An 11,148-nucleotide genomic window follows, 5' to 3' on the forward strand; every position below is an offset into this window, starting at 1 on the left:
TCTGTCGGTGGGGCTATCACCCACCCACCCCCCATCTTTTTCGGCGCCCCCGCACCTTTTCCGCCCCCCCCCCCTCGGCCGTTGCGGGCCCCGCGCGCCCTGCCGTCCGCCTCGGTGCGCCCCGCCGACATGGCTTCGCGCGCCCTGCTGTTCGGGCTTCGCGTGCCCTGCCGTTCAGGCTTCGTGCGCCCCGCCGTACGCCACTCGACTGTGCATGCCACCGGCACGGGACCCGGAAGGACCGCTACCGTCGTGCCATGGCCGATCTGGAGCGAAGGCGGAACGAGGAACTGGCCCGGATACTGCACCAGCTCGGCTGGAGTCCGGAGCGGCTCGCCCGCGAGGTGAGCCTCGCCCTGCCGCCCGGCCTGGCCATCAGCTCGACCGCCCCCTACAAGTGGCGCGACCGGGGCATGGTGCCGCGCAGCCCGCACGACCAGACCGTGTGCGAGGTGCTCAGCCGCACGCTCGGCATGGCCGTCACCTACGAGCAGCTCTGGGGCCGCATGGGCGGCCACCGCGGCGCCAAGATCCTCTCGCCGAGGCTGCTCACCGACCCGTGGACCGCCGACACCGCCCAGACCGCCCTGCGCGAGGCCGCCACCGACGCCGGGCCCGTCCGCCTCACCGACTTCTTCCGCAGCGCCGACCTCGACCAGGCCGCCGAACGGCTCTCCTCCCCGCCCCCGCCCGTCGGCGGCGGCGAGGGCGCGCTGCGCGTCGACCCCGGACTCGTCGGCGAACTCGGCCTCTCCTACCGCAGCAAGCAGCGGCTGGAACGCTCCTGCGGCGGCGGCCTCGTCCTCGGCCCCTGCCGCGCCGAACTCGCCATGGTGGCCAAGCTCCTGGAACTCGGCGCCTACGACGAACGGCTCGGCCGCGACCTCTACGGCCAGGCCAGCCGGCTCGCCCGGCTGGCCGGCTGGGCCGCCTACGACCTCGGCCACGACGCCGCCGCCCAGCGGGCGTTCGTCGCCGCGCTGCGCGCCGCCCACGTCAGCGGCGACGCCCGGCTCGGCGTCTTCGTGCTCGGCGGCCTCGTCGTGCTCGCCACCCAGGGCGCGGGCGGGCGCGGACTGGACGCCGTCGCCGCGCTCACCACCGCCCTCGACGCGCACGGCCACGCCCTCGGCGCCCCCGGCCGGGCCCGCCAGTTCGCCCGGATCTCCCGCGCCTACGGGCGCCGCGGCCTGGCCGAGGAGGCCGCCGGGGCCGCCGACCGGGCCTTCGCCGAACTCGAAGGCCTGCCCGGCACCGAGGAGGCCCGCGCCGACCTCGCCGGCATGGTGGGCGAGGGCCGGCTGTTCCTCGGCGACCACCGCAAGGCCAAGACCCTGCTCGCCGAGGCCGTCGCCGGCCTCGGCCCCGGCCGGGCCCGGGCCAAGGCGCTGCTCATGGTCCGGCTGGCCGAGACCCACCGCCGCCTCGGCGACCAGCGGGAGGCCGCCCGCACCGCCGCCGCCGCCCGCACGCTCGCCTCCGGCATGCAGTCCGAGCGGGTCGCGCGGGCGTTGCGCGACTTCGACGCGGCCGGGCGCGCGGTATCCCCGGGAGCGCGCTGACCCGCTTGCGGTACCCTGAGCCCATGCGAACCGTGCGCCTGCTCCTTAGCCGGCCGCGCTGACCAGGACCGGCTGCGCCCTCGGGCGGTGCCGGAGTCGGCGTGGCGTCCCCTCCTGCGAGGGGCTTTTTTGTTTTCCGCCCCGTTTCCGGTCCGGTCCGGGGTCTTCCGGTACCCGGCCCGCCGCGTCCGGGGTGCACGTGCCCGGTCCCCGCGTCCGGTCCACGAACACGACCCCGTGCACGGTTCACGTGCGCGGTGGTTCACTGCGCGGTTCGCCAACTGACATCGATGGAGCTTGAAGGACCATGAGCGAGACGACCCCTGCGTCCGGCGCGGCCGAGCCCGCGACCGAGCCGTTCCGGTACAGCGCCGCGCTGGCGGCGGAGATCGAGTCCCGCTGGCAGGACATCTGGGAGAAGGAAGGCACCTTCAACGCTCCCAACCCGGCCGGCGACCTGGCCGACCCGGCCGCGGGCGACGTCGCCGCGAAGCCGCACAGCTTCATCATGGACATGTTCCCGTACCCCTCGGGCGCGGGCCTGCACGTCGGCCACCCGCTGGGCTACATCGCCACCGACGTCTACGCCCGCTACCAGCGGATGACCGGCCACAACGTGCTGCACACGCTGGGCTACGACGCCTTCGGCCTGCCCGCCGAGCAGTACGCGGTGCAGACCGGCACCCACCCGCGGGTCTCCACCGAGGCCAACATCGCCAACATGCGCCAGCAGCTGCGCCGGCTGGGCCTGGGCCACGACCCGCGCCGCTCGATCTCCACGATCGACCCGGAGTACTACCGCTGGACCCAGTGGATCTTCCTGCAGATCTTCAACTCCTGGTACGACGAGGACGCCGGCAAGGCCCGTCCGATCGCCGAGCTGGTCGCCGCCTTCGAGTCCGGCTCGCGCGAGGTGCCGGGCGGGCGCGCCTGGTCGCAGCTGTCGGCCGCCGAGCGCGACGAGGTCCTGGGCGAGTACCGCCTGGCCTACGCCAAGGAGGTGCCGGTCAACTGGTGCCCCGGCCTGGGCACCGTGCTGGCCAACGAGGAGGTCACCTCGGACGGCCGCTCCGAGCGCGGCAACTTCCCGGTGTTCAAGTCCAACCTGCGCCAGTGGATGATGCGGATCACCGCCTACTCCGACCGGCTGATCGCCGACCTGGACCTGCTGGACTGGCCCGAGGCCATCAAGCTGCAGCAGCGCAACTGGATCGGGCGCTCCGAGGGTGCCCGGGTCGACTTCGCGATCGGTGCGGGCGAGGGCGCGGGCGCGGGCGAGGGTGCGGGCGAGGGCGAGGGCGAGAAGATCACCGTCTTCACCACCCGCCCCGACACCCTGTTCGGCGCCACCTACATGGTCCTGGCCCCCGAGCACGGCCTGGTCGACACCATCGTGCCCGCCGAGTGGCCCGCCGGCGTCCCCGCCGAGTGGACCGGCGGCGCCGCCACCCCCGCCGAGGCCGTCGCCGCCTACCGCGCGGCCGCCGCCGCCAAGTCGGACGTCGAGCGGCAGGTCGAGGCCAAGGTCAAGACCGGCGTCTTCACCGGCGCCCACGCCGTCAACCCGGTCAGCGGACAGCCCGTCCCGGTCTTCATCGCCGACTACGTGCTGATGGGCTACGGCACCGGCGCCATCATGGCCGTCCCCGCCCACGACCACCGCGACTTCGCCTTCGCCCGCGCCTTCGCGCTGCCAATGCGCTGCGTCGTCAAGCCCACCGACGGGCGCGACGAGGACCCGTCGACCTGGGACGACGCGTTCGACACGTACGACTCCGTCATCGTCAACTCCGCCCGGGAGCAGGGCGACCTGTCCCTGGACGGGCTGAGCGTCGTCGCCGCCAAGGCCGCCGCCACCGCCTGGCTGGCCGAGCGCGGCATCGGCGAGGGCACCGTCAACTACCGCCTGCGCGACTGGCTGTTCAGCCGCCAGCGGTACTGGGGCGAGCCCTTCCCGATCGTCTACGACGAGGACGGCGTGATGCACGCGCTGCCCGAGTCGATGCTGCCGGTCGAGGTGCCCGAGGTCGACGACTACTCGCCGCACACCTACGACCCCTACGACTCCACCTCCTCGCCCAAGACGCCGCTGTCCCGCAACGAGGACTGGGTCAACGTCGAGCTGGACCTGGGCGACGGGCCCAAGCGCTACCGCCGCGAGACCAACACCATGCCCAACTGGGCGGGTTCGTGCTGGTACGAGCTGCGCTACGTCGACCCGTCCAACGGCGCGGCCGTCGTCGACCCGGCCAACGAGCGCTACTGGCTGGGCCCGACCGCCACCAAGCCGGCCGGCGGCGCCGACCTGTACGTCGGCGGCGCCGAGCACGCGGTGCTGCACCTGCTGTACGCGCGCTTCTGGCACAAGGTGCTGCACGACCTGGGCCACGTCTCGTCCGTCGAGCCGTTCCACAAGCTGTTCAACCAGGGCATGATCACCGCCGACGTCTACCGCGACGAGCGCGGCTTCCCGGTGCCCGCCGCCGAGATCGAGGAGCGCGACGGCACGTACTTCTGGCAGGGCGAGCCGGTCAAGCGCGAGGCCGGCAAGATGGGCAAGTCCCTGAAGAACGCCGTCGCCCCCGACGACATCGCCGACGAGTACGGCGCCGACACGCTGCGCCTGTACGAGATGTCGATGGGCCCGCTGGACGTCTCCCGCCCGTGGGACACCCGCGCCGTCATCGGCTCGTACCGCTTCCTGCAGCGGCTGTGGCGCAACGTCGTCTCGGAGTCGACCGGCGAGCTGGTCGTCACCGACGAGCCGGCCGACGAGGCCACGCTGCGCGCGCTGCACAAGGCGATCGACGGCATCCGCGGCGACATGGCCGGGCTGCGCTTCAACACGGCCGTGGCCAAGGCCATCGAGCTGAACAACCACCTGGTCAAGCGCGGCTCCACGCCGCGGGCCGTCGCCGAGCAGCTGGTGCTGCTGGTCGCGCCGCTGGCCCCGCACGTCGCGGAGGAGCTGTGGCGCCGGCTGGGCCACGGCGACTCGCTGGCGCACACCGACTACCCGGTCGCCGACCCGGCGTACGTCGTCGACGAGGCAGTGACCTGCGTCGTGCAGATCAAGGGCAAGGTCAAGGCCCGGCTGGAGGTCGCGCCGACGATCTCGGACACCGAGCTGGAGGCGCTGGCCCTGGCCGACCCGGCGGTCGTCGCGGCGATCGGGGACGCTCCGGTGCGCAAGGTGATCGCGCGGGCGCCGAAGCTGGTCAACATCGTCACGGGGTGACGAGCGACGAGGTGATGTGGTGATGGGGTGACGGGCTGAGGGGCTCTCCTGAGTCCGTGCTCGTGCGGGCGGGCGTCCTTCGGGGCGCCCGCCCGTTCTCGTCGGGGCTCGCTTCTCGTCTTGGCTCGTTCTCGGCGGGGTTCGTACTTGTCGGGGCTCGTTCCCGGTGGCGGCCGGGGTGGCGTGCGGGCTTTCCGGGGTGGGGACCCCCCCTGGGGTGGGGGCGCGGGTCTTCCGGGTGGGGTGTGGGCCTTCCGGGGGATCCCCGATCTGTCCCTGATCTCGGGCGTCCGGGCCCGTTCGGCCTGCCCCCGGGACCGGTCCGGCGGCTACCGTGGAACCCTCGGCGGGGCGGCCCGCGTTGGCCCGAGGGGTCGAATCGGTGGGGTCGGACCGGCGGCGGTCGGCCCGGTGGCGGAAGGTGGCTCGTGATGGACGTGCTCGGCGTGATGCTCGGACTGGCCCTGCTCATCGGGATCGCGGTGGTCGTGCTGGCCGTCGTCGGCACCGTCAAGGCGGCCAAGGCCGTCGCCGCCAAGGTCGAGCGCCACGAGGCCAACGCCCGGCGGGCGGTCGAGAACGCCACGCTCAAGGCCAAGACCTTCGCCAAGCCCGGCCCGCAGGGGCAGATCGCCGCCGTCCGGCTGGGCCTGCGCACCTCGCTCGACGGCACCCGGCAGGTCCTGGAGTCCGGCCTAGCCCAGGACGGCCAGCTCGGCGAGGCGCTCGCCCTGCTGACCCGGCTGGACGCCCACGCGGCCGAACTCGACGGCGAACTGCGCGTGTTGGAGCGTGAGCCGGACACCGGGCGGATCGCGGCCAAGCTGCCCGAGCTGCGGGAGCGCGCCAAGCGGATCACCCACTCCGCGGAGACCATGCGGTGGGCGGCGCAGGACCGGATGCACCGTTTCGCGGAGGACGAGCTGAGCCGGCTCGGCCAGGAGTGCGAGAGCGAGGCGGGGGCGCTGCGGCACTGGGACAGTGCGGGGGCGGGTTCTGCTGCTGGGTCCACGTCGGGTGCCGGCGCTGGTGCGGGTGCTGCTTCTGGTACGGGTGCTGGTTCTGGCTCGGCTTCTGCTTCGGCCGGTTCGGCGGGGGCGGCCGGGCGGGCGTCGGCTCCCCGGGCCGGGCTCACCGACGGGAAGGGGCGGCCGAGTGCCGAGGACCTGCTCGGGTTCGGCGACCCGCTGGCCAAGATCGCGCAGCGGCTGCGGAAGCCGTCCGCGGGGCCCTCGGCCGGTCCCTCGGCGGGCTGATCCGGCGGCGGCGCCGACCGCCGTCGGCGGTCGGGGGCGCCTGTCGGGGCTGCCGTTCGAGTCGCCGCGCGGGGCTGTTCGAGTGCCGCCGCGGTGCCGCACGGGTGCCGGACGGCGGGCGCTGTCATCCCGGCCGAACGGGGAGTAACCTCCGCCTCATGCCCTCCGACCTCGCCCTTGTCACGGATTCCACGGCCTATCTGCCGCAGGAGGCCCTCGACCGGCACGGGATCACGGTGGTCCCGCTGAGCGTCGCGGTCGGCGACGCCGTTCTCGCCGAGGGCGTCGAGATCTCGCCGAAGGACGTCGCCGAGGCACTGCGCGGCAAGCAGCGCGTGACGACCTCCCGGCCGAACCCCGAGTCCTTCGCGGCGGCCTACCGCGCGGCGGCCGAGGCCGGGGCCCGGGGCATCGTCTCGGTGCACATCTCGGGCGAGCTCTCCGGCACGGTGGAGGCCGCCCGGCTGGCGGCGGCCGAGGCGCCGGTCCCGGTGGAGGTGGTCGACAGCCGGCTCGTGGGCATGGCCCTCGGGTACGGGGTGCTGGCGGCGGCCGAGGCCATCGCGGCGGGGGAGGACCTCGCCGGCGCGGCCGGTGCCGCGACCCGGCGGGCGGGCGGGACCAGCGGCTTCTTCTACGTCGACACCCTGGAACACCTGCGGCGCGGCGGCCGGATCGGCGCGGCGCGGGCGCTGCTCGGCTCGGCGCTGGCCGTCAAGCCGCTGCTGCACCTGCACGGCGGGCGGATCGAGCCGCTGGAGAAGGTGCGGACGGCCTCGCGGGCGATCGCGCGGCTGGAGGAGATCGCGGTGGAGCGCTCCGGGGAGGGGCCGGTCGACATCACCGTGCACCACCTGGCGGCGGAGGACCGGGCGGAGCCGCTCGCGGAACGGCTGCGGGGGCGGGTGCCGGGGCTGCGGGAGCTGTACGTCGGCGAGGTGGGGGCCGTGATCGGGGCGCACGTCGGGCCGGGGCTGCTGGCGGTGGTGGTGTCGCCGGTGGTGGTTCCGCCGGTGGTGTAGGGGCGTGAGGTGCAGGGGAGTGCAGGGGGCGATGTCAATGTGATGGGTGCGCCATCACTCTTCCGGGCTAGCTGATTTATCCACAACTCCCCTGTTATCCACAGGCTTTCGGTAATGTCCGCGCGTTCGATCGTGGACTCCTAGCGTGCTCCGCATGACGAGCATGGGCCTGGGCGCGGCGAAGCGCCACGAGATCAACGAGACCGTCCGGTTGCGGATGGCGGCCGTGTTGCCGGGGGCGGGCGCGTTGCCGCTGACGACTGTGGCAGGAGCCCCTGCGCGTGCGGCTGCTGGTGCGGCTGCTGGTGCGGGGGTCGGAGAGGCTGCGGCTGCGGGGGCGCCGCCCGCGGAGTCCGTTTCGCGTGTCGGCGCGGTGGGCTCGGTGAGCGCGCCCTCGGGTGAGCCTCGGGGTGAGCCTCGGGGTGAGCCTCGGGGTGAGCCCGATCCGGTGGAGCCGCCGGTGGGCGGCCACCGGGTGCCGTTCCGGTTCGGGCCGGCGATGGTCCTGGACCGGCGGGCGGTGGTGGGGCTGGCCGTCCTGCTCCTGTTCGCGGTCGGGTACGCCGTGCAGCACTTCTGGCTGGCCCGGCCGCAGGCGGTCGCGGTGCCGGCGCTGACGGCGGGCACGGCGGCGCCGGTGACGTCGATGCAGCCGCTCCCGTCCGGGGCGGCCGAGTCGAGTGCGGAGGGTGGTCCGCCCGGGCCGGCGCCGCCGCCCGCCGTCGAGCCCGTCGTCGTCGTGGACGTCGGAGGCCGGGTCCACACGCCAGGACTGCACACGCTGCCAGGCGGCTCGCGCGTGGCCGACGCCCTTCGGGCGGCGGGAGGTCCGCTGCCGGAGACGGACACCCGGAGCCTCAACCTGGCCCGGGTGCTGACGGACGGCGAACAGATCCGTGTCGGCGAACCGGCACCCCCGCCCGGCACGGACCCCGGCGTCGCCGCCGGACCCGGCCCGGGGCCGCCCTCGGTCGTCCCGTCCAGGCAGTCCGTCAGCCTCAACCGGGCCACCCTCGAACAGCTCGACACCCTCCCCGGTGTCGGCCCGACCCTCGCCCAGCGCATCCTCGCGTTCCGCACGTCGCACGGCTCGTTCCGCACGCTCGACCAGCTTCGGCAGGTCAGCGGGATCGGCGCGCGGACGTACGCGGAACTCCGCCCGCTGCTCACCCTCTGACGTCCCGTCCACCAGCCCGTCCCGTCGAAGGGAGGTACCGCCGTGTCCGCCACCGACCAGACCTCGTCCGTTCACACCGCCCGCACCGACTTCCGGCTGCTGCTCCCGGCGGTCGCCGCTTGGGTGGTCGCAGCGGCGCTCCTTGGGCGGGCGCCGGGGCACGACGCCGTGTTCTATTGGCTCGCCGGCGCGGCCGCCGCCGCGGGTGCCGTGATGCTCGCCCGGCCGGGAGCACTGCGCCGGGGAGGCGCGGCGACGACGCTGGCCGCGATCCTGCTCACCGGTGCGGCGTCGGCCTCCGCGACGCTCCTGCACACCGCCGACCTGCACCGCGGGCCGCTGCCGGGACTCGCCCGGGCGGCCGAGCACCGTCCGCCGCGTCAGCCGGGCGAGCCGGTCCGGGGCGTGGAGGTCGAACTGACCGTCGTGGGCGATCCCAAGTCCCATGCGTTCCGGGGCGGTACGACCGGCGGGCAGTCCGTGCTCACGCTGGACGCCGTGGTGGACCGCGTCACCGTCTCCGGGGAGCGGGCCGTCCAGACCCGGACACCGGTCACGGTGATGGTGCGGGGCCAGGACGCCGGCCCGTGGCAAGGGCTGCTCCCGTCCGCCCGGCTCGCGGTGGAGGCCGAGGTCAGGCCGGCGGGGGAGGGGTACGACACGGAGGCCGCGGCGCTGTTGGTGGCCCGGGGCGAGCCCCGGCTGCTCGCGCCGCCGAGTCTGCCGCAGCGGATCGCCGGGCGACTGCGCGAGGGACTGCGGACGGCGAGCGACGGGCTCCCGCCGGACGCGCGGGGGCTCCTGCCCGGGCTCGTCGTGGGGGACACCTTGCGGCTCTCCGACGACCTCCTGGACGCCTTCCGCGCCACCGACCTGGTGCACCTGGTGGCCGTGAGCGGGGCCAACCTGGCGATCGTCCTCGGCGTCCTGCTGGGCGCCCCGGGCCAGGCGGGCACGCCCGAACGGCGCGGGCTCGCGGCGCTGCTGGGCCTCTCGCTGCGCACCAGCGCCCTGCTCGGGACGGCGCTCACACTGGCGTTCGTCACGATCTGCCGACCGGAGCCCAGCGTGCTGCGGGCGGCGGGGACGGGCCTGATCGGCATGCTCGCGCTTGCCACCGGCCGTCCCCGGCAGGCCGTGCCCGCGCTCGCCGGGGCGGTGCTGGTCCTGGTGTTGCTGGATCCCTATCTGGCGCGGTCGTACGGCTTCCTGCTCTCCGTGCTCGCCACCGCGGGGCTGCTCGTCCTCGGGCCGCACTGGGCCGAGGCGCTGAGGTCCCGGCGCTGGCCGCACCACCTGGCGGGCGCCCTCGCGGCGACGGCGGGGGCCCAGGCGCTGTGCACGCCGGTGACGGTGGTGCTGTCCGGACACGTCAGCCTGGTCGCGATCCCGTGCAACCTGCTGGCCGAGCTGGCGGTGGCCCCGGCGACGCTGCTCGGCTTCGGGGTGCTCGTGCTGCAGCCGCTCTCCCCGGCGCTGGCCCGGCTGCTCGCGGAGCCGGCCGGGGTGCCGGCGAGCTGGCTGGCCCTGGTGGCGCGGCGGGGCGCCGAGCTGCCCGGTGGACAACTTGCCTGGCCCGGTGGGTGGTTCGGGGTCGTGACGGTCGGGCTGGCCACGCTGGCGGCCTGTTGGGCGGCGCCCTTGCTGCTGCCCCGGCGGGCGGAGCCCGGTGCGCGTCCTCCCCGGCGGGGATGGGTGCGGGCGCTGGTGGCCGGTGTGCTGCTGGTGGTTCTGATCACGGTGCTGCTGCGCCCACCGGTGCTGAGCCGGATCGCCACGGGCTGGCCGCCGCCCGGGTGGCGGATGGTGATGTGCGACATCGGGCAGGGAGACATGCTGGTGCTGCGGACGGATGCGCCGGGCAGTGCGGTGGTGGTCGATGCGGGGCCGGATCCGAACGCGGCCGATCGGTGCCTGCGGGACTTGGGCGTTACGGGCGTGCCGTTGCTTTTGGTGACGCACTTTCACGCTGACCACGTCGAGGGCGTGCCCGGAGTGCTGCGGGGGCGCAGAGTCGGCGCGATCGAGAGCACCACGCTGGACGATCCCCCGGGCGAGGCGGCCCGGGTGGCGGGGTGGGCGGCCGGCGCGGGCGTGCCGCTGATTCGCGCCAGGCGGGGTGAACGTCGCTCGGCGGGAGCGGAGTTGGCGTGGGACGTGGTCTGGCCGGGTACGGGTACGGACGTCGAGGCGTCGGGTGCCAACAACGCGAGCGTCGCGATGGTGGTGACGGTGGGCGGCGGGGTGCGGATGGCGTTGCTGGGTGATCTGGAGCCACCGGCGCAGGCCGCGTTGTCGGGGCGGTTGGGGCGCGTGGACGTCCTGAAGGTGGCGCACCACGGGTCCGCCCATCAGTACTGGGACCTGGTCGACGCCTTGCGACCGAGGCTGGCGTTGATCTCGTGCGGCGAGGGCAATTCGTACGGGCACCCGTCCCCGCGGACGGTGGACCGGTTGCGCGGGCTCGGCGCGACGGTGCTGCGCACCGATCGGTCGGGGGACATCGCCGTCACGGGCGACTCCCCGGCCACCCTCGGCGTGGCCGTGCACCCGCAGAGCGCGCACGGAGCGCACAAGGCGGGCGCGCACGCCACGGCCGAGCCGGCCGAGCCGGCCGACCCGGCCGGGTCCCGGACCGGCCGGGGCCCGCGGACCCCGCGGGCCCCGCCGATCTGACGGCCCGCCTTCCTCGCTCTCCTTCCATCCCCCGGGGTGGTGGGTCAGGGGTCTGGGGGATGGGGTGGGGGAGGAGGAGGGAGGGCGGGGGGCGGGGCGGGGCCCGGGAAACGATTGCGGCGGGGGGCGGGGGCGGGCCGCGGGCGGCGCGCGGGGAATGGTATATGCGGCGCCGGTTTTTGTAGTATATGGGAATTTGACCCCCCCGGTGGAGCGG

Annotated in this window: 6 protein-coding genes; all 6 read left to right on the forward strand. The window is 74.8% G+C overall.

Annotated features, from left to right (window positions below; translation table 11 throughout):
- Positions 1–257: 257 nt before the first annotated feature.
- Positions 258–1,562: a hypothetical protein gene (locus ACFV4G_RS34600; RefSeq protein ID WP_380446144.1), complete on the forward strand. Its 1,305-nt coding sequence runs from the start codon at positions 258–260 to the stop codon at positions 1,560–1,562.
- A gap of 307 nt (positions 1,563–1,869) precedes the next feature.
- Positions 1,870–4,800, forward strand: coding sequence for a leucine--tRNA ligase (gene leuS, locus ACFV4G_RS34605; protein WP_380446145.1), 2,931 nt, complete (start codon positions 1,870–1,872; stop codon positions 4,798–4,800).
- Positions 4,801–5,231: 431 nt separating this feature from the next.
- Positions 5,232–6,056 carry a hypothetical protein gene (locus ACFV4G_RS34610; protein ID WP_380446146.1) on the forward strand — a complete coding sequence of 275 codons (825 nt, stop codon included), beginning with the start codon at positions 5,232–5,234 and terminating at the stop codon, positions 6,054–6,056.
- A 158-nt stretch (positions 6,057–6,214) separates the two neighbouring features.
- Positions 6,215–7,078: a DegV family protein gene (locus tag ACFV4G_RS34615; protein WP_380446147.1), complete on the forward strand. Its 864-nt coding sequence runs from the start codon at positions 6,215–6,217 to the stop codon at positions 7,076–7,078.
- A gap of 460 nt (positions 7,079–7,538) precedes the next feature.
- Positions 7,539–8,255, forward strand: a complete 717-nt coding sequence (locus tag ACFV4G_RS34620) for a helix-hairpin-helix domain-containing protein (protein WP_380446148.1) — start codon at positions 7,539–7,541, stop codon at positions 8,253–8,255.
- A gap of 42 nt (positions 8,256–8,297) precedes the next feature.
- A complete protein-coding gene (locus ACFV4G_RS34625) occupies positions 8,298–10,931 on the forward strand; it encodes a ComEC/Rec2 family competence protein (protein WP_380446149.1) in 2,634 nt (877 codons plus the stop codon).
- The last annotated feature ends 217 nt before the right edge of the window (positions 10,932–11,148 follow it).

It is taken from the genome of Kitasatospora sp. NPDC059747, assembly GCF_042732955.1.
In the GTDB taxonomy this organism is placed as follows: domain Bacteria; phylum Actinomycetota; class Actinomycetes; order Streptomycetales; family Streptomycetaceae; genus Kitasatospora.

What these genes read in the sequence shown, in the direction of transcription:
- ACFV4G_RS34615 (WP_380446147.1), top strand. Translation starts at nt 6,215, where the DNA reads ATGCCCTCCGACCTCGCCCTTGTCACGGATTCCACGGCCTATCTGCCG.
- leuS (WP_380446145.1), top strand. Translation starts at nt 1,870, where the DNA reads ATGAGCGAGACGACCCCTGCGTCCGGCGCGGCCGAGCCCGCGACCGAG.
- ACFV4G_RS34600 (WP_380446144.1), top strand. Translation starts at nt 258, where the DNA reads ATGGCCGATCTGGAGCGAAGGCGGAACGAGGAACTGGCCCGGATACTG.
- ACFV4G_RS34610 (WP_380446146.1), top strand. Translation starts at nt 5,232, where the DNA reads ATGGACGTGCTCGGCGTGATGCTCGGACTGGCCCTGCTCATCGGGATC.